The organism is Modestobacter roseus, assembly GCF_007994135.1.
Lineage (GTDB): Bacteria > Actinomycetota > Actinomycetes > Mycobacteriales > Geodermatophilaceae > Modestobacter > Modestobacter roseus.
Genome location: NZ_VLKF01000001.1, coordinates 3,605,846 through 3,623,384, shown reverse-complemented (window position 1 = coordinate 3,623,384; position 17,539 = coordinate 3,605,846). Strand labels below are relative to the sequence as shown.

Annotated in this window: 18 protein-coding genes; 12 read left to right on the top strand and 6 right to left on the bottom strand. The window is 73.2% G+C overall.

The genetic code is table 11. From position 1 onward, the window contains the following. Nucleotides 1–51: 51 nt before the first annotated feature. Nucleotides 52–1,131, bottom strand: a complete 1,080-nt coding sequence (locus tag JD78_RS17350; RefSeq protein WP_153359396.1) for an inositol-3-phosphate synthase — start codon at nucleotides 1,129–1,131, stop codon at nucleotides 52–54. A 74-nt stretch (nucleotides 1,132–1,205) separates the two neighbouring features. Continuing rightward, the gene (locus JD78_RS17345; RefSeq protein ID WP_228395096.1) at nucleotides 1,206–1,820 is read right to left on the bottom strand and encodes a PadR family transcriptional regulator; all 615 of its coding nucleotides are present in this window, start codon (nucleotides 1,818–1,820) and stop codon (nucleotides 1,206–1,208) included. A gap of 147 nt (nucleotides 1,821–1,967) precedes the next feature. Between JD78_RS17345 and JD78_RS17340 the strand changes: the two genes are divergently transcribed. The 3 genes from JD78_RS17340 to JD78_RS17330 all read left to right on the top strand — a co-directional run bounded on the left by JD78_RS17340 (nucleotide 1,968) and on the right by JD78_RS17330 (nucleotide 6,618). Beyond that, entirely contained in the window at nucleotides 1,968–2,381 is a 414-nt protein-coding gene (locus tag JD78_RS17340; protein ID WP_228395097.1) for a DUF5318 family protein, read from the top strand. 133 nt (nucleotides 2,382–2,514) lie between these two features. Further along, nucleotides 2,515–5,010 carry a transglycosylase domain-containing protein gene (locus tag JD78_RS17335; RefSeq protein ID WP_153359398.1) on the top strand — a complete coding sequence of 832 codons (2,496 nt, stop codon included), beginning with the start codon at nucleotides 2,515–2,517 and terminating at the stop codon, nucleotides 5,008–5,010. Nucleotides 5,011–5,196: 186 nt separating this feature from the next. Then, nucleotides 5,197–6,618 (top strand): glycosyltransferase family 87 protein, encoded by a 1,422-nt coding sequence (locus JD78_RS17330; RefSeq protein WP_228395098.1) that lies wholly within the window; start codon nucleotides 5,197–5,199, stop codon nucleotides 6,616–6,618. Here the strand turns inward: JD78_RS17330 and JD78_RS17325 are convergent. Beyond that, nucleotides 6,587–7,402, bottom strand: a complete 816-nt coding sequence (locus tag JD78_RS17325; protein ID WP_153359401.1) for a deoxyribonuclease IV — start codon at nucleotides 7,400–7,402, stop codon at nucleotides 6,587–6,589. The genes JD78_RS17330 and JD78_RS17325 overlap by 32 nt on opposite strands. Before the next feature lie 168 nt (nucleotides 7,403–7,570). On the opposite strand from JD78_RS17325, the gene rpsF reads away from it, so the two are divergent. The 7 genes from rpsF to JD78_RS17290 all read left to right on the top strand — a co-directional run bounded on the left by rpsF (nucleotide 7,571) and on the right by JD78_RS17290 (nucleotide 13,710). Continuing rightward, nucleotides 7,571–7,858, top strand: coding sequence for a 30S ribosomal protein S6 (gene rpsF, locus JD78_RS17320; RefSeq protein WP_153359403.1), 288 nt, complete (start codon nucleotides 7,571–7,573; stop codon nucleotides 7,856–7,858). A 2-nt stretch (nucleotides 7,859–7,860) separates the two neighbouring features. Next, complete coding sequence (locus tag JD78_RS17315) at nucleotides 7,861–8,349, top strand: single-stranded DNA-binding protein (protein ID WP_153359405.1); 489 nt, start codon at nucleotides 7,861–7,863, stop codon at nucleotides 8,347–8,349. A gap of 36 nt (nucleotides 8,350–8,385) precedes the next feature. Then, complete coding sequence (gene rpsR / locus JD78_RS17310) at nucleotides 8,386–8,622, top strand: 30S ribosomal protein S18 (RefSeq protein ID WP_089305905.1); 237 nt, start codon at nucleotides 8,386–8,388, stop codon at nucleotides 8,620–8,622. Between the two features lie 11 nt (nucleotides 8,623–8,633). After that, entirely contained in the window at nucleotides 8,634–9,080 is a 447-nt protein-coding gene (gene rplI, locus JD78_RS17305; RefSeq protein ID WP_153359407.1) for a 50S ribosomal protein L9, read from the top strand. 795 nt (nucleotides 9,081–9,875) lie between these two features. Further along, complete coding sequence (gene dnaB, locus JD78_RS17300) at nucleotides 9,876–12,482, top strand: replicative DNA helicase (RefSeq protein WP_153359409.1); 2,607 nt, start codon at nucleotides 9,876–9,878, stop codon at nucleotides 12,480–12,482. Between the two features lie 174 nt (nucleotides 12,483–12,656). Beyond that, nucleotides 12,657–13,019, top strand: a complete 363-nt coding sequence (locus JD78_RS22775; protein WP_208104258.1) for a GNAT family N-acetyltransferase — start codon at nucleotides 12,657–12,659, stop codon at nucleotides 13,017–13,019. A gap of 103 nt (nucleotides 13,020–13,122) precedes the next feature. Further along, complete coding sequence (locus tag JD78_RS17290) at nucleotides 13,123–13,710, top strand: hypothetical protein (RefSeq protein ID WP_153359411.1); 588 nt, start codon at nucleotides 13,123–13,125, stop codon at nucleotides 13,708–13,710. A 21-nt stretch (nucleotides 13,711–13,731) separates the two neighbouring features. Here JD78_RS17290 and JD78_RS17285 read toward each other — a convergent pair whose 3' ends face one another. From JD78_RS17285 to JD78_RS17275, 3 genes are read right to left on the bottom strand one after another with little or no spacing between them, the layout of a single operon-like run. Then, nucleotides 13,732–14,001, bottom strand: a complete 270-nt coding sequence (locus JD78_RS17285; RefSeq protein ID WP_153359413.1) for a DUF488 domain-containing protein — start codon at nucleotides 13,999–14,001, stop codon at nucleotides 13,732–13,734. Nucleotides 14,002–14,006: 5 nt separating this feature from the next. After that, nucleotides 14,007–14,465 carry a cupin domain-containing protein gene (locus JD78_RS17280; protein WP_166521251.1) on the bottom strand — a complete coding sequence of 153 codons (459 nt, stop codon included), beginning with the start codon at nucleotides 14,463–14,465 and terminating at the stop codon, nucleotides 14,007–14,009. A gap of 10 nt (nucleotides 14,466–14,475) precedes the next feature. Continuing rightward, nucleotides 14,476–15,066 (bottom strand): class I SAM-dependent methyltransferase, encoded by a 591-nt coding sequence (locus JD78_RS17275; RefSeq protein WP_153359417.1) that lies wholly within the window; start codon nucleotides 15,064–15,066, stop codon nucleotides 14,476–14,478. A 111-nt stretch (nucleotides 15,067–15,177) separates the two neighbouring features. Here JD78_RS17275 and JD78_RS17270 point away from each other — a divergent pair, with 111 nt between their 5' ends. Together JD78_RS17270 and JD78_RS17265 are read left to right on the top strand one after the other, a co-directional pair. After that, on the top strand, nucleotides 15,178–16,509 hold the full coding sequence (locus JD78_RS17270; RefSeq protein WP_153359419.1) for a DNA polymerase IV: 1,332 nt from the start codon (nucleotides 15,178–15,180) through the stop codon (nucleotides 16,507–16,509). Nucleotides 16,510–16,585: 76 nt separating this feature from the next. Next, nucleotides 16,586–17,527 (top strand): tetratricopeptide repeat protein, encoded by a 942-nt coding sequence (locus tag JD78_RS17265; protein WP_153359421.1) that lies wholly within the window; start codon nucleotides 16,586–16,588, stop codon nucleotides 17,525–17,527. Nucleotides 17,528–17,539: the final 12 nt, after the last annotated feature.

The window sequence follows — 17,539 nt, the reverse complement described above, 5'->3', positions numbered from 1 at the left end:
AGGGGCCCGGACCAACGGTCCGGGCCCCTCAGTCGCGGTGCGGGTGGCTGCTTACCGCTCGATGTCGCCGCGGATGAAGGCCTCGACGGCGTCGCGGGCCTCGCTGTCGCTGTACTGCTCCGGCGGGCTCTTCATGAAGTAGGACGACGCGGACAGGATCGGGCCGCCGATCCCGCGGTCCTTGGCGATCTTCGCCGCGCGGACGGCGTCGATGATGATCCCGGCCGAGTTCGGGGAGTCCCAGACCTCGAGCTTGTACTCCAGGTTCAGCGGGACGTCGCCGAAGGCGCGGCCCTCGAGGCGGACGTAGGCCCACTTGCGGTCCGACAGCCACGGCACGTGGTCCGAGGGGCCGATGTGCACGTTGTCCTTGCCCATGTCCCGGTCGACCTGGCTGGTGACGGCCTGGGTCTTGGAGATCTTCTTGGACTCCAGGCGCTCGCGCTCGAGCATGTTCTTGAAGTCCATGTTGCCGCCGACGTTGAGCTGCATGGTGCGGTCCAGCTGCACGCCGCGGTCCTCGAACAGCTTGGCCAGCACCCGGTGGGTGATGGTGGCCCCGACCTGGCTCTTGATGTCGTCGCCGACGATCGGCACCCCGGCGGCGGTGAACTTGTCCGCCCACTCCTTGGTGCCGGCGATGAAGACCGGCAGGGCGTTGACGAAGGCGACGCCGGCGTCGAGGGCGGCCTGGGCGTAGAACTCCGCGGCCTCCTGCGAGCCGACCGGCAGGTAGCAGACCAGCACGTCGGCGCCGGACTCACGCAGGGCGGCGACGACGTCGACCGGGGCGTCGTCGGACTCCTCGATGGTCTCGCGGTAGTACTTGCCGAGGCCGTCGAGGGTGGTGCCGCGCTGCACGGTCACGCCCAGCGGCGGGACGTCGCAGATCTTGATGGTGTTGTTCTCGCTGGCGAAGACGGCCTCGGAGAGGTCGCGGCCGACCTTCTTGGCGTCGACGTCGAACGCGGCGACGAACTGCACGTCGGAGACGTGGTACTCGCCGAAGCGGACGTGCATGAGGCCGGGGACCGAGGCGGTCTCGTCGGCGTCCCGGTAGTACTCGACGCCCTGGACGAGCGAGGCGGCGCAGTTGCCGACGCCGACGATGGCGACCTTGACCGATGCCATGGAGTGACTCCCTCCGGCGGACCCGTGCGGGCCCGGACGTTTTGTGTGCGGACGGTGTGTGCGGGTGGTGCAGCTCAGGTGGTGCCGTCGGGCGGTGGCACGGCTGCGCGCTCCGCCCGGGCGGCGGCGTCGCGGGCGTTGTCGTCCCGCTCGCTGTCGATCAGCTCGGTGAGCCAGCGGACCTCGCGGTCGACGGAGTCCAGTCCGTGGCGCTGGAGCTCGAGGGTGTAGCGGTCCAGCCGCTGCTGGGTGCGGCGCAGCGACTCCATGAGCCGGTCGCGCTGCCGCTCGACGGTGCGGCGGCGGCCCTCGAGGATCCGCAGCCGCACGTCGGCCGCGGTGTGCCGGAAGAAGGCGAGGTGGACGCCGAACCTGCCCTCGTCGTCGTAGGACTCCGGGCCCGCGGAGCTGAGCAGCTCGGCGAACCGCTCCTTGCCCTCGGCGGTGATCGAGTAGACGACCTTGCCGCGGCGGCCGGTGAGGGCCGGGGCGTCGGCGGGCAGCAGGGATCGCGGGGTCGGCTCGTCGCTGGCGATGAGCCCGGCGGCGGCCATCCGCTTGAGCGCCGGGTACAGCGAGCCGTAGGAGATGCTCCGCCGCCCGCCGAGCACCGCGGCGAGCTCCTTGCGCAGCTCGTAGCCGTGCACCGGGGACTGGTGGAGCAGGCCGAGGATGGCGAGTTCGAGCACGTCGCCTCCTCGCCGTCCGGGATCCGGTCACGTCCTGTGGTCATCGACCGTTCACCGGATCGATGTATCGGCACGATACATCGGCGGGTGGTGGCGCACGCAACTCGAGCACCACCTCCGCGGCTCGGCGGTCGGTACATTGGCCCCGTGCCCGGACGACGGTCGGTGGTGGACTACGCACTCCAGCGCCGTGCCGTGCTCGCCGCGGTCGCCGCCGGCCGCACCGGGCTGTTCGAGGTCTGTGACGCGAGCCCCTACCTGTCCCGGGCGGCGAAGTACCACGGGGAGGCGACCGAGGCGCCCTGCCCGATCTGCCGCCGGGCGCACCTGAGCCAGGTGAGCTGGGTCTACGGCGAGGCGCTCGGCCCGGTCTCCGGCCAGGCCAAGACCGGGCGGGAGCTGGCCCGGATGGACGCCGCCCAGGAGGAGTTCTCCGTCTACACCGTCGAGGTCTGCCGCGGCTGCGGCTGGAACCACCTGGTCACCTCGTTCGTGCTCGGTGCCGAGCCGGTCCCCGGCCGGGCGCCCCGGCGCACCCGGCGCCGGGCCGCGACCGAGTAGTCACACCCGTCCGCCCTGCCCGTCCGGCCCCACCTGTGGTGCGAGCCACCACCCGTGCACAGCTGGACGCGTCATCCTGGGGCGGGCCGGCACACCTGCCGCCGTCCACCACACTCGAGGAAGGGGCCCGCGCGTGCCTCCCCACGACGAGACCGCCCGCGTCTCATCGGGTCCGGTCCGCCGTCCGCCGGCCGCCCGTGCCACCAGTGGCAGCGGCAGCAGCCGCGGCCGCAGCACCTCCGCCCGCGGCGGGACCAGCGCCTCGCGGTCCGGCGCGTCCGGCCGACCGGCGTCCGGGCGACCGTCCGCCGGTGGCGCCGGAGGCCGTCCCCCGGGCAACCGGCCTCCCACGGCCCGGGGCGGCGCCGGTGGCGGTGGCGGGAAGAAGAAGCGCACCGGCAAGCAGCGGCGCCGTCGCTGGCTGAAGATCGTCGCCGGCCTCGCCGTCAGCATGCTCGTGCTGCTCGGGGTCTTCGTCGGCGTCGTCTACGCCACCACCGAGGTGCCCTCGCCCGAGTCGGTGCAGAACGCGCAGACGACGGTCGTCTACTACTCCGACGGCGTCACGGAGATGGCCCGGCTCAACGACGGTGAGAACCGCACCGAGGTCCCCCTGGACCAGGTCTCCGAGCCGGCCCAGAACGCGATCCTCGCCGCGGAGAACCGGGACTTCTACACCGATCCGGGCATCTCCTTCACCGGCATCGCGCGCGCTGCCTGGAACAACCTGACCGGCGGTTCGACCCAGGGCGGCTCGACGATCACCCAGCAGTACGTGAAGAACGCCTTCCTGAGCTCCGAGCAGACCTTCAGCCGGAAGTTCAAGGAGCTCTTCCTCGCCGTCAAGCTCGACAACGAGTACTCCAAGGAAGAGATCCTGGAGAACTACCTCAACACCATCTACTTCGGCCGCAGCGCCTACGGCATCGAGGCGGCGGCGAACACCTACTTCGGCGTCCCGGCCGCGCAGTTGACCGCCGAGCAGGGCGCGGTGCTCGCCGTCCTGGTGCGCAACCCGGGCGCCAACGACCCGGAGACCAACCCGGAGGGGGCGCAGTCGCGCTGGGGGCTCGTGCTCGACGCGATGGTCGAGCAGGGCTGGCTGGACCCCGCCGCCCGGGACGCGGCGGTCTACCCGCCGGTGCTGCCGAACACCGGTAGCACCGCCGGCATCCCGGCCGGGCCGGAGGGGCACATCGTCCGGCAGGTCCTCGGCGAGTTGCGGAGGTCGCCGTTCAGCTACGACGACCAGCAGATCTACACCGGTGGCCTGCGGATCACCACGACGGTGGACAAGGCCAAGCAGGACGCCGCGGTCGCCGCTGTGAACGACGTGATGGCGGGCGAGCCGGGGAACCTCCGGCAGGCGCTGGTCGCCATCGACCCGAAGACCGGCGGGGTGCTGGCCTACTACGGCAACGCGCAGGCCAGCAGCGACGACCCGAACGTCGACACCACCGACTACGCCCAGGCGCCCAAGCCGCCGGGCTCGTCGTTCAAGCCGTACACGCTGGCCACCGCGCTGATGAACGGCTACAGCGTGGACACCCGCCGCGACGGCAGCTCGCCCCAGGAGTTCGACGACCGCCCCGGGCTGCCGGTGGTCAACTCGGGCAACGCCCAGTGCGCCAACTGCACGATCAAGGAGGCGATGACCAAGTCGCTGAACACCACCTTCTACGGCCTCGCCTACGAGGTGGGTCCGGACCTGGTCGCCGAGACGGCCCGGACGATCATCGGCCTCCCGGACGTCTGGGACGCGGAGAACAACGACTCCACCGTGTCGGCGGAACTGACCGGGAAGCCGACGCTGTCCAGCCCGCAGACCGGGGTGACCGGTGGCTCGATCGGCATCGGCGAGTACGAGGTGCGGCCGATCCAGCAGGCCGCCGGGTTCGCCACCCTGGCCGCCGACGGGGTGCGGCACGAGACGCACTTCATCGGCACGGTCACCGACAGCGCGGGGGAGCTGCGGGGCATCGGGTCCACCACCTCGGAACCGGCCGTCCCGGCCGACGTGGCCCGGGACGTGACCTTCGCGCTGGAGGACGTCGCCTCGTCGTCGAAGCTGCCTCTGGACGGCAACCGGCCGGTGGCGGCCAAGACCGGTACCCAGGGGAAGGACCGCACCGACAACTCCGACGCCTGGATGGTCGGCTACACCCCGTCGATCTCCACCGCGGTCTGGGTCGGGTCGAAGGGCACCGAGGCGATCACGAACGCCTCGGGCCGGATCATCTACGGCTCGGGGCTGCCCGGGGAGATCTGGCAGCAGTTCATGGACACCGTGCTCGACGGCACGCCGGAGGAGCCGCTCCCGTCCAAGGCCGTCATCAAGGGCGACCCGGACAAGAGCGTCCCCGAGCCGCGCCCGACCCCGGTGGAGACCTCCCAGGCCCCGGTGCCGACCAGCCAGGCGCCGGCGCCGACCACCAGCTCGGCACCGTCGTCCACCGCCCCGGCTCCCACCAGCACCCCGGTGCAGGTGACGCCGACGTGCGGGGCGGCCGGGCTCCCGCCCTGCGGCTCACCGGCGCCCACCGGTCAGCCGTCGCAGCCCTCGCAGCCGACCCAGCCGGTCGCGCCGGGTCAGGCGGGCCGGCCGGGTGTCCCGGGCACCGACCAGTGAGCACCCCGGCAGACTGACCGCGTGAGCACCTCCACCACGGGCCCGTCCGTCCCGGCACACCAGCCGGGGGGCGGGCCCGCGGTGTCTCCCGCGGTGGGGTCTCAGGCGGTGGGGTCTCAGGCGGTGGGGTCTCAGGCGGTGGCGTCCCCACAGCCGGACCGCGTCGTGCCGTCGTGGAGCGATCCGGTGGTCGCCCAGGCGAGCGAGGCGGTCGGCGGCCCCTGGGGCAGGCACGCGGTCACCGGCCGGGCCCGGTTCTGGACCCCGCTGCGGGTCTGCCTGCTCTTCACCGTCGGCGTCCTCGCGCTCGCCTGGGCCAAGCAGGCGCCGTGCGCGACGGGCGACTGGAGCGGCTCCAAGCAGTACACCCACCTCTGCTACAGCGACGCGGTCGCCCTGTTCGGCAGCCGCGGGCTGGCCGAGGGGCAGGTGCCCTACCTGGACTCCGCCGTCGAGTACCCCGTGCTCACCGGTGCGATGATGCAGCTGGCCGCCGTCATCGGCCGGGGCTGGGACGCGCTGGCCGGCGGCTCCGGGCTGCTGCCGGACCCGCTCCCGATCTACACCTTCACCGTGGTCACCGCCCTGCTGCTGGCGGTGCTGGCGCTGCTCGTCACCCGCGGCACGCTGGCGCTCAGCGGTCGCCGGCCCTGGGACGCGGCGATGGTGGCGCTCTCCCCCGTGCTGCTGGTCTACGCCTTCACCAACTGGGACCTGCTCGCCGTCGCACTGACCACCCTGGGCATGTGGGCGTGGGCGCGGCACCGCCCGGTGCTCGCCGGGGTGCTGCTGGGCCTCGCGATCGCGGCGAAGTTCTACCCGCTGATCGTGCCCGGGGTGCTGTTCGCGCTCTGCCTGCGGGCCGGCCGGCTGCGCACCTGGCTCGCCACCGTGGTCGCCGCCGGGGTCGCCTGGCTGGTGGTGAACGTGCCGGTGGCGCTGGCCGCGCCGGAGAACTGGGCCCGCTTCTTCACCCTCAGCGACACCCGCCCGGCCAACCCCGAGTCGATCTGGGCGCTGCTCATCGACTGGTCCGGCGACCGGTTCCTCGACGGCCCGCTGGCCGAGGGGCAGGCGCCGGAGCAGCTGAACACCGTGGTGGCCGTGGTGCTGGTGAGCTGCGCGGCCGGGGTGTGCTGGCTGGCGCTGGCGGCCCCGCTGCGTCCCCGCCTGCCGCAGCTGGCGTTCCTGCTGGTGGCGGCCTTCCTGCTGCTGAACAAGGTGTACAGCCCGCAGTACGCGCTCTGGCTGCTGCCGCTGGCCGTGCTGGCCCGGCCGCGGTGGCGCTCACTGCTGGCCTGGCAGGCCACCGAGGCCCTGGTGTGGGCGATGACGATGCTCTACTACCTGGGTGCCGACTCCCGCGGCGTGGGCGTCGAGTGGTTCTACACGGCCGTCGTGCTGCGGGACGTCGCGATCGTCGCGCTGATGGTGCTCGTCGTCCGCGAGGTCTGGCAGCCCGACCGGGACCTGGTGCGGCGCAGCTGGCCCGGGGTCGACGACCCCGCCGGCGGCGTGCTGGACGGCGCGGTGGACGTGGTCACACTGCGACCCTCCCGCGTCGCACCGCGTCGGTTCAGCCGGCGAGGGCCGCGCGCAGCAGGCTGATCTCCGCCGCGTGGGACGCGGGGTCGCCGGGGGTCTCCAGCACCACCGGGCAGCCCGCCTCCCGCGCGACCTGCAGCAGCAGCTCGGCCGGTATCTCCCCGGACTCCAGGGCCGCGTGCCGGTCGCGCCCGGACCCGGCCGGGTCGCGGCTGTTGTTCAGGTGCACCAGGTCGATGCGCCCGGTCACCGCCCGGACGTCGTCGACGACGCTCGACAGGTCCCAGCCGGCCGCCCAGGCGTGGCAGGTGTCGAGCACGAAGCCGGCGCCGAAGCCGCCCACCGCCTCCCACAGCCGGGCCAGGGCGTCGAGCTCGCGGGCCATCGCGTGCTCGCCGCCCGCGGTGTTCTCGATCAGCACCGGCACCCCGAATCCGCCGTCGTCGGCCTGCCGGGCGAAGGTCTTGCGCCAGTTGTCGACGCCGGCGGCCGGGTCGTCCTTCGCGAGCACGTGCCCGCCGTGCACGACCATGCCGGCTGCGCCGATCGCCGCCGACGCCGCGGCGTGCTGACCGAGCAGCTTGCGGCTGGGGATGCGGATCCGGTTGTTCGTGGAGGCGACGTTGAGCACGTAGGGGGCGTGCACGAACACCGCGACGTCACCGGCGATCAGCGCGTCGGCGTCCGGCCGGGGCTTCGGCGCCTTCCAGTCCTGCGGGTCGGCGAGGAACACCTGGACGGCGTCGGCGTCCAGCTCCGCGGCGCGGGCCAGCGGGCCGCCGTCCTCCAGCTCGCCGGCCTCGGTCAGGCCCCTGCCCACGTGCACGCCGATCCGCTGTCCAGCCACGGGCAGAGCCTAGGTCCCCGGTCCGACAGCCCTGGGCCACCGACGTCGCTGGTACTGTGATCGGTGCGCGTCTGTCCTGCTGCCTGCAGGTCCGGCGCGCGACGCATGTACGACCCTCCTGCTGCAGACACCCTGCGGCCGCTGAGACCAGAGGAGGTGGGGTTCTCCGTGCGTAACTACGAACTGATGATCATCCTCGACCCCGAGCTCGAGGAGCGGACCATCGCTCCCAGCCTGGACCGGTTCCTGACCGTCGTCACCAACTCCGGTGGCACCGTCAAGACCGAGATCTGGGGCCGCCGCCGGCTGGCCTACGAGATCAACAAGAACGTCGAGGGCATCTACGCGATCGTCGACATCCAGGCCGAGCCGGCCGCCGTCGCCGAGCTGGACCGTCAGCTGAACCTCAACGAGTCCATCCTGCGCACCAAGCTGATGCGGCCCGAGGTCCACTGAGCATGGCCGGCGAGACCGTCATCACCGTCATCGGGAACCTGACGGCCGACCCGGAGCTGCGGTTCACGCCGTCCGGCGCCGCCGTCGCCAACTTCACCGTCGCCTCGACCCCCCGCACCTTCGACCGTCAGTCGCAGGAGTGGAAGGACGGCGAGGCGCTGTTCCTGCGGTGCAACGTCTGGCGTCAGGCGGCGGAGAACGTCGCTGAGTCACTCACCCGCGGTTCGCGGGTCATCGTCTCGGGGCGCCTGAAGCAGCGCTCGTTCGAGACGAAGGAAGGCGAGAAGCGCACCGTCGTCGAGCTCGAGGTCGACGAGATCGGCCCCAGCCTCCGGTACGCCACGGCCAAGGTCACCCGCGCTGCGCGCAGCGAGGGTGGCGGCGGCGGTGGGTTCGGCGGAGGCGGCGGCGGTGGCGGTGGCTTCTCCGGCGGCGGGGCGAGCGACCCCTGGTCCACCCCGCCGGCGTCCTCCGACGAACCGCCCTTCTGATCCTCTCTCTGTACTGATCTCCCAGGAGAACCCCAAGTGCCCAAGCCCCCTGTGCGCAAGCCCAAGAAGAAGGTCTGCCAGTTCTGCAAGGACAAGGCGACCTACATCGACTACAAGGACACGACCCTGCTGCGGAAGTTCATCTCCGACCGCGGCAAGATCCGTGCCCGCCGCGTCAGCGGCAACTGCAGCCAGCACCAGCGTGACGTCGCCGTGGCCGTGAAGAACAGCCGCGAGATGGCCCTGCTGCCCTACACCTCCACGGCGCGCTGATCATGAGCACCATGAAGCTGATCCTCACGCAGGAGGTCACCGGTCTCGGGTCCTCCGGCGACACCGTCGAGGTCAAGGGCGGCTACGGCCGCAACTACCTCCTGCCCCGCGGGCTGGCCATGGTCGCCACCCGGGGTGCCGAGAAGCAGGTCGAGAGCCTGCGCCGGGCGCGTGCCGCCCGCGACGTCGCCTCGCTGGAAGAGGCGCAGTCGATCGCCGCGCGGCTGGGCGGCCTGACCGTCACGCTGCCGGCCCGCGCCGGTGAGGGTGGCCGGCTCTTCGGCCGGATCACCAGCGCCGACGTCGCCGCCGCGGTCACCGCCGCCGGTGGCCCGGAGCTCGACCGTCGCCGGATCGAGATCCCCAGCAGCATCAAGACGACCGGCGCCCACACCGTCACGGTGCGGGTGCACCCCGAGGTCACCGCATCGGTGAACCTCGACGTCGTCGCTGGGTAAGGACGTCGTCGCCGGCTGATCCTCCCGCCGGCACCACAGCACCGCCCACGAGGGGCGTCGGACTCCGGTCCGGCGCCCCTCGTGGCGTTCCGTCCACAGGTCCGCTGCCCCGGGCCGCCGGGTCGGGGCCAGCGACCGCAGCCACGTGTCGACTTCTCCACAGTCTGTGGACATCACGGTGCACAACGGTGCCCGACGGTGGGGACGACGGTGGACGACGCGGCGGCGTGGGAGCCCTCTCACGCCAGAGCTGCTGCTCCCGCCCGGCGCCGACCGCGCCCGCCGTCACCGGACCCGACCTCGGGTCGCCGTTCACCTGCCGGTCGCCCGCCGTCCGACCGTGGCCCCCGTCACGACCGTCCGCGACCGGTCCGGTGATGCGCAGCGGTGCGCATGTGACCAGCGGGAACGCCGACGACACGCCGACGGCACGCCGCGCCGGGGAAGTGTCGGACTTTCTCCCGTCCACAACCCTGGAGCGGCTGCGCCGCAGGTGACGAGGGGGTTGCCGGGACGCAACCGGCCGTCGTCCCCGGGGCCGTCCACACGGCGACCACCGTCGTCCACCGACTTGTCCACAAGTTGTGCAGATCGACGTGCACAGCGGTGTTGGACGTGGGGGCCGCAGCTTCCTAACGTCCTCCCCAGCTGCCGCCGGGCGCCGAACTGTCGGTGCCCGGCGGTAGCAACGACCCGACGGTCGGCGCACGCCCGGAGGCAGGCCGTCATGCGGTCCGCACCAGCAGCACAGCAACAGCCGGTCCCGACGTGGGCCGGCGGACAGGGAGATCCAGCGTGGCGGTCGTCGACGACATCAGCCGGCCGAGGCCGACGGCTCCGGAGTACGACCGCCAGCCCCCTCAGGACGTCGCGGCCGAGCAGTCGGTGCTCGGCGGCATGCTGATGAGCAAGGACGCGATCGCCGACGTCGTGGAGGTCCTGGCCGGCCCGGACTTCTACCGCCCGGCGCACCAGATCGTCTTCGACGTCATCCTCGACCTCTACGGACGTGGTGAGCCGGCTGACGCGATCACCGTCGCCGCGGAGCTCAACCGCACCGACCAGCTGTCCAAGATGGGCGGTGCGGTCTACCTGCACACGCTCATCGCCTCGACCCCGACCGCCGCCAACGCCGGCTACTACGCCGCGATCGTCGCCGAGCAGGCGGTGCTGCGGCGGCTGGTGGAGGCCGGCACCCGCGTGGTGCAGCTGGGCTACGGCGCGGCTGGTGGCAAGGGCGACGTCGACGACATCGTCGACCGGGCCCAGCAGGAGATCTACGACGTCACCGAGAAGCGGATGAGCGAGGACTACTCCCGCCTCGAGGACGTCCTGCAGCCGACGATGGACGAGCTGGACGCCATTGCGTCACGGGGTGGAACGGCCCGCGGCGTGCCCACCGGCATCCGCGACCTCGACGAGCTGACCAACGGCCTGCAGGCCGGTCAGATGGTCGTCATCGCCGCCCGCCCTGGGGTGGGCAAGGCGTTGGCGCTCGACACCCCCGTCGCCACGCCCAGCGGCTGGACGACGATGGGCGAGGTCGCCGTCGGCGACCAGGTGATCGGTTCGGATGGCCGTCCTACCACGGTCGTCGCCGCCACCGAGACGATGACCGACCGGCCCTGCTACGAGGTCCACTTCTCCGACGGCTCGGTGATCGTGGCCGACGCCCAGCACCAGTGGCTCACCGACACCCGCGCCAGCCGCCGTTCGGCCCAGGAGGCACGCGCTCGTGCTGGGGTGCCCCGGGAACTCGCCGCCGTCCGGACGACGGAGGAGATCGCCCGCACTGTTCGCTGCAGTACGGCCGACTCCCGGCTCAACCACTCGGTGCGCAACGCCGCGCCGCTGGAGCTGCCGGCCGCGGAGCTGTCGCTGCCCCCTTACGCGCTCGGGGTGTGGCTGGGCGACGGCACCTCGGCGAGTGCCCACTACACCAGCGCGGACCCCGAGATCGCCGCCTACATCGAGGCCGACGGTCTCGTCGTGGTGCCGACCAACGTCGACCGCCGGTACGCGCTCCAGCTGCCCGCCCAGTCGGGGCCGGCCGCCCGGGCCTGCCCGATGTGCGGTGAGCTCTTCGTCCCGAAGACGTCGCAGGTGCAGACCTGCGGCAAGACCTGCGGTGGGGCGCTGCGCGCCAGCGGTGGTACCGGTCGCACGGCCACCTGCCCGGACTGCGGGGGACCATCCGCCGGCCTCGTGCAGTGCGCAGCATGCCTGGCCGACCACGGCACGGTCACGGGCCTGCTGCGATCTCTCGGCGTGCTGGGGAACAAGCACATCCCGGCGGCCTACCTGCGGGCTTCGGTGGCGCAGCGTCAGGCGCTCCTGGCCGGTCTGCTCGACACCGACGGAACGGTGGCTGTCAGCGGTGTCGTCCAGTTCGCCGTCACCAGTCAGCGGCTCGCTGAGGACGTCCGTGAGCTCATCGCCGGCCTCGGCCACCGGGTCCGGATGAGTCGTAAGCGGGTGCCTGGTCGCAGCGAGAACTCCTCGACGTGCTTCACGCTCACCTTCAGCACCGACGACGAGGTCTTCCGCCTGGAGCGCAAGAAGCTGCTGCACAAGGAGCGAGGGGCCCGCACGTTCACTGCCCGCGGGGTCCGGTTCATCACCGACGTCCGCCCGATCGCCAGCGTCCCGGTGCGCTGCATCCAGGTCGACGCCGAGGACCACCTGTTCCTGGCCGGCCGCAGCTTCATCCCGACGCACAACTCCACCCTGGGGCTCGACATCGCCCGGTCGGCGACGGTGAAGCACCACCTGCCCGCGGCGATCTTCTCGCTCGAGATGAGCAAGCACGAGATCACCATGCGTCTGCTGTCGGCCGAGGCGAAGGTGCCGCTGCACCACATGCGCGCCGGCACGCTGTCGGACGAGGACTGGTCGAAGCTGGCCCGGCGGATGGGCGAGATCGCCGACGCCCCGCTCTACATCGACGACTCCCCGAACATGACGATGATGGAGATCCGGGCCAAGGCACGGCGGCTCAAGCAGCGCAACGACCTCAAGCTCATCGTCATCGACTACCTCCAGCTGATGACCTCGGGCAAGAAGGTCGAGAGCCGCCAGCAGGAGGTCTCGGAGTTCTCCCGTGCGCTGAAGCTGCTGGCCAAGGAGCTCGAGCTGCCCGTCATCGCCATGTCGCAGCTGAACCGTGGGTCGGAGCAGCGTCAGGACAAGAAGCCGATGCTGTCCGACCTGCGTGAGTCCGGCTCGATCGAGCAGGACGCCGACATGGTGATGATGATCCACCGCGAGGACATGTACGAGAAGGAGTCCCCGCGAGCCGGCGAGGCCGACATCATGCTGGTCAAGCACCGCAACGGCCCCACCGCCAACGTCACCGTCGCCTTCCAGGGCCACTACTCCCGCTTCGTCGACATGGCCAACTGATCCGCGTGCCCGAACTCGTCCAGCCGGCCACCCGGCTGCACGCCGCGTGGCTGGCCGCGCACCGCGAGTGGGGCGCCGAGGTGCACGAGGACGGCGCGGGGCTGCGGCCGGAGGACGACGTCGAGACGCCGGCGGGCTTCGCGGCCTGGGTGCACCGGCTGCGCGCGGAGTCCGATCCCGCGGTCACTCCGGCCGAGGGCGGGGTGCGGTGCTCGTACTGGTGGGTCGTCGAGGGCGGGGAGGTGCTCGGCGCCATCGCCCTGCGCCACGAGCTCAACGACTTCCTGCTCCGGGCCGGGGGGGCACATCGGCTACGGGATCCGGCCCTCCGCCCGCCGGCGCGGCCTGGTGACCTGGGCACTCGGCGAGGTGCTGCCGGTGGCCCGGCGGATGGGGCTGGACCGGGTGCTGGTCACCTGCGCCGACGACAACGTCGCGTCCGCGCGGGTGATCGAACGCGCCGGTGGGGTGTTGGAGGACGTTCGGGAGACGGAGCTGGGCCGCGCCCGGCGGTACTGGATCACGTTGGCCGACTGACCGTCGTTCACTCGATCGGGGATACGAGACCGGTATGACTCAACTGCCCTGAGTGCACTGCCGATGCTCCGGTGACGTCAGTTCCACGACCCGGAGGTCTCCTGTGCTCTCGCTCCTGTCCGGCCTGGTGGCCAAGTCCCTGTCCGCGTCGCTGGCGACGAAGGTGGCGGCTGGCGCCACGGCCGTCGTCGTGGCCGGTGGCGGGGCTGCGGTGACCACGCAGGTGGTCACCGCAGCCGCTGAGCCGACGGTGGCCGAGGTCGACGCCGACGAGACGATCGAGGTCACGGAGCCGACGGGCACCCAGGAGCCGACGGACACCGGGGAGCCCGCCGACGCACCAGAACCGACCGACCCGACCACCGAGCCGGTGACCGACCCGTCCGAGGAGCCCACGGACCCGGACGCGCCGGAGGTGCCGAGCACCGAGCCCGCCCCGGCTCCGCAGAACCACGGCCAGGCGGTCTCCGACGTGGCCCACCAGAGCTTCGAGTCCGGCCGCGAGCACGGCCGGGCGGTGTCCGAGGCAGCCCGGCAGAACGGCGGGGCGAAGGCCCCGGCCCCGGCTCCGGCGCCTGCGCCGGCCCCGACCGAGGACACCGCGGAGGTCGCTCCGCAGCAGGCCGTCGTCGAGCAGGCCGGCAACGGCAACGGCAACGACAACGGCGACGGGCGCGGTCGCCAGGGCTGAGCCTCCCGCTGGCCGGTCCGGTCAGGACCGGCCGGGCAGGACCGGGCCGGGCAGTGCACCGCGCCGTCGTCCCCGGGCACCGCGCCGCCGGCCGCCCAGCTGCTCCTCCCAGCGGTAGGCGACGCCCCGCTCCGGCAGCCAGGCCTCCAGCGCCTCCCGCCGCACCTCGGGGTTCACCCGGCTGCCGGGGAAGCGGCGGACGTCGACCAGCTCGGTGATCCTGGAAGTCCGCAGCCGCTCGCCCAGCCGGGTGCGGTCGTCGGGCCCGTGGCCCACGGTAAGCAGGGGCACGCCGGTCAGTCGCGCAGGTTGAGCTGGTCGTGGCGGAGGGCGAACTCGTCGATCTCCTCCGTCGTCGGGGTGCGGCCGTCGGCGTGCAACTCCAGCAGCCCGGTGAAGTAGTCCTCCCGCGGGATGCCGGGGGTGAACAGGATGAGGAACCGGGCGCCGACGTCCGGACCGGCCGACCGGAAGGCGTGCACCCCCGACCGCGGCACGTAGAGCAGGTCACCGGCGTGCGCGGTCGTCCACTCCCCGTTGGCCAGCACCGCCAGCGACCCCTCGAGCACGTGGAACGCCTCGCTGAAGCTCCGGTGCAGGTGCGGCACCGGCCCGTCGCCGCCGGGCGGCATCGCCACCTCGAACAGCCCGAAGTCGCCACGCGTCTGCGCACCCGTGGCGACGAAGCGGGTGCGCCCCGCGCTGGGCTGGTCGCCCCGGTGGGAGAACGTCGCGGGGTCGGGCAGGTGGCTCATGCCGGGAGTCCTACTCCGCCCGCAGCACCGCGACCAGGAAGTCCGCCTCCGGCGTGAACGGCCGCAGGTCCCAGGTCGACAGCAGCAGGTCGGGCACCAGCCCGGCGGCCCGGGCATCGGCCAGGAAGTCGTCGAAGGCGTAGCCGCGGCCGGCGCCGAAGCCGATCGCGACCCGGCCGCCGTCGGCCAGGTGGGCGGCGAACCTCCCCAGCACGGCACGGCGGGTGCTGGGGGCGAGGAAGGCCATCACGTTGCCGGCGCAGACGATGCCGTCGAAGCGGTCGCGCAGGTCCAGTTCGGCCAGGTCACCGACCAGCCACCGGGGACCGGGGTGGTCGGCCTCGGCCGCGGCGATCAGCACCCGGTCGACGTCCACCCCGACCACGTCGTGCCCCGCCTCGGCGAGGAACGCGCCCACCCGGCCGGGCCCGCAGCCGGCGTCGAGCACCCGGGCGGCGCGCGGCAGGAGGGCGTCGACCAGCCGCGCCTCACCGGCGAGGTCGGCCCCGGCGGCGGCCATCGCCCGGAACCGCTCGGCGTAGCGTGCCGAGTGCTCCGGGTCGGCCTGCGTGATCGCCACCCACTGGCTCTGCTCGGTCATGACCTGCTCGCTCCTCGTGTCCGCTCGCGTCCCGGGGATGATGGGTCCCCGGGGTGACCAGCCCCGCGGCGGCCCGGCGTGTTCCCGGGAGGCGAGAGGGGGACCCGCGGCGTGCGGCGCGAGCCGAGCATCCTGCACCTGGACCTCGACGCCTTCTTCGCCGCCGTCGAGCAGCGGGACAAGCCCTCGCTGCGCGGGCGGCCGGTGGTGGTCGGGGGCACGGGCGGGCGCGGCGTGGTCGCCACCGCCTCCTACGAGGCGCGGGCGTTCGGCGCCCGCAGCGCGATGTCCACGGCCGAGGCGCGCCGGCTCTGCCCGCCGGGCACCGCCTTCCTCGGCGGCCGGTTCGCCGCCTACCGCCGGACGTCGGAGGTGGTGATGGGCCTGCTGCGCGAGCTCTCGCCGCTGGTCGAGCCGCTCTCCATCGACGAGGCCTACGTCGACCTGGCCGCCGGCGGGCACGACCTGTCCCTCGCCGCGGTCACCGCGCTCGCCCGCGACCTCAAGGACCGCATCGCCGAGGCCACCGGCGGGGTCACCGGCTCGGTCGGGGTGGCCACCTCCAAGTCGCTGGCGAAGATCGGCTCCGAGCTGGACAAGCCGGACGGGCTGACCGTCGTCCCGCCCGGAGCGGAGCTGGACGTGCTGCACCCGCTGCCGGTGCGCAGCCTCGGCGGGATCGGCCCGGTGACCGCGGAGCGGCTGGCGCAGATCTCGGTGAAGACGATCGGCGACCTGCACCGGCTCTCCCTGGTCGACCTGACCAGCCTCGTGGGCCAGGCGCACGGCGCCGGGCTGTACCGGCTGGCCCGCGCCGACGACGACCGGCCGGTGGTCGCCGACCGGGAGGCGAAGTCGGTGAGCGCGGAGGAGACGTTCGCCCGCGACCTGACCGACCCCGCGCGGCTGGCCGCGGAGATCGAGGCGCTCGCGGTGCGGGTGGGCAGCCGGCTGCAGCGGTCGGGCACGTCCGGGCGCACCGTCACCCTCAAGGTGCGCCGGTTCGACTACTCGACCCTCACCCGTTCGCAGACGCTGGCGCACGCCCTCGACGAGCCCCGGCAGATCGCCGAGGTCGCGCAGCGGCTGCTCGCCGGGGTGGACCGCAGCGGCGGGGTGCGGCTGCTCGGCGTCGGCGTCTCGGGGCTGTCGCCGTACGCCCAGGGCGACCTCTTCGCCGAGCGCGACCCGGAGCCGGTGGCGCTCGTGGTCGACGAGGCACCCGAGCCCGAAACCGTGGAGCCCCCGCCCGCGGTGGTGGCCTGGTACCCCGGGCAGGACGTCGTCCACGCGGAGCTCGGCGCCGGGTGGGTGTGGGGCAGCGGGCTGAACCGGGTGACGGTCCGTTTCGAGGGGCCGCGGACGGCGCCCGGGCCGGTGCGCACCCTGGCCGCCGACGACCCGGACCTCGCCCCCGGCGACCCCCCGGACTGGACCGGTTGAGCCGGCCTCCCCCGGACTGGTCAGTCCGGGTGTGCAGGCGTCGACGGCGGCCCGGCAGCCACCCCAGACTTCCCGCATGACCCGGGACGGCGCGGCGGAGGCCGAGATCGACGACCTCATCAACCGTGGCTGCGACCTGGCCGAGGCCGGGGACCACGCAGCTGCGGTGGTGGCGTTCGGTCGGGCGGCCGCCCGCGGCTCGGCGCTGGCCTGGTTCAACCTCGGCAACAGCCTGGCCGAGCTGCGTCGCTGGGACGAGGCCGTCCAGGCCTACCAGCGGGCCGCCGCCGACGGCGAGGACGACGCCTGGCTCAACCTGGCCATCGCGTTGTTGCACGTGGAACGGTGGGCCGACGCCGAGGAGGCCGCACGGGAGGCGCTGGCCGCCGGCGACCGGGCCGCCTGGGCCACGCTCGGCACCGCCCAGCTGGAGCAGGGGCAGCGGGAGGAGGCCCGGGCCGCGTTCCGCCGGGGCGCCGAGCTCGGTGACCCGGACGCCGCCGTGCAGCTCGCCTGGTCGCTGCGTGAGGACGGCGACCTCTCCGACGCCCAGTCCTGGCTGCAGCGCGCGGTCGACGCCGGTGACGCGCACGCGCGGGCCGTGCTGGCCTGCTGGCGGTGGGACGAGACGCGCGACCCGGTGCTGGAGGGTGAGCTGCGGGCCGGCGCCGACCGGCATCCCTCCACCCGGGTCGACCTGGCCGACCTGCTGCGCACTGCCGGCCGGCTGGAGGAGGCCCGCGGCGTGCTGGAGGCCGGGGCGCTGCGCAACGAGGAGGAGAGCTGGCGGCCGCTGGGCAGCCTGCTCGCCGAGGAGTTCGACCACCCTGTCGCGGCCGCGGCGGCCTACCGGGCCGGGATCGACGCCGGCGACCTGCACTGCCACCACGACCTGGGCGTGCTGCTGCTGGACCAGGGCGACGTCGACGGCGCCATCGAGCAGCTGCTGCGCGGCGCGGAGGGCGGCGACCAGCTGGCGGCCCGGGTGCTGCGCCAGGTCCTCGACGCCGAGAGCTGACCCGTCACCACC

Excerpts from the sequence above, each read along its gene's own strand:
- JD78_RS17350 (WP_153359396.1), bottom strand. The coding sequence starts at position 1,131 with ATGGCATCGGTCAAGGTCGCCATCGTCGGCGTCGGCAACTGCGCCGCC.
- JD78_RS17315 (WP_153359405.1), top strand. The coding sequence starts at position 7,861 with ATGGCCGGCGAGACCGTCATCACCGTCATCGGGAACCTGACGGCCGAC.
- rplI (WP_153359407.1), top strand. The coding sequence starts at position 8,634 with ATGAAGCTGATCCTCACGCAGGAGGTCACCGGTCTCGGGTCCTCCGGC.
- JD78_RS17280 (WP_166521251.1), bottom strand. The coding sequence starts at position 14,465 with ATGAGCCACCTGCCCGACCCCGCGACGTTCTCCCACCGGGGCGACCAG.
- JD78_RS17275 (WP_153359417.1), bottom strand. The coding sequence starts at position 15,066 with ATGACCGAGCAGAGCCAGTGGGTGGCGATCACGCAGGCCGACCCGGAG.
- JD78_RS17265 (WP_153359421.1), top strand. The coding sequence starts at position 16,586 with ATGACCCGGGACGGCGCGGCGGAGGCCGAGATCGACGACCTCATCAAC.